1 pseudogene is annotated in these 217 nt (G+C 37.3%); it reads left to right on the top strand.

The annotated features are described in order from the left end of the window. Nucleotides 1-217, top strand: a pseudogene (locus HC176_RS20485) (IS3-like element ISLbl1 family transposase); the annotation flags it as partial.

The raw sequence follows: 217 nt of genomic DNA on the forward strand, positions 1-217 counted from the left end.
TCTCCGTGAGCGACAAGAAAAATACAGGTTTATAAAACAGCATTTAATGAAATTTCCTGTTGAGACGATGTGCAAAATATTAAAAGTTATTAAGAGCGGGTATTACCATTGGTTGCAAACAGGGCCAAGTAAGTTGTGGATTGAAAATCAGAAGATAAGTTCACTGGTCAAAACCATATTCAAGGATAGCCATGAAAGCTACGGTGCACCTAGAATG

Source organism: Tamlana crocina (genome assembly GCF_012037625.1).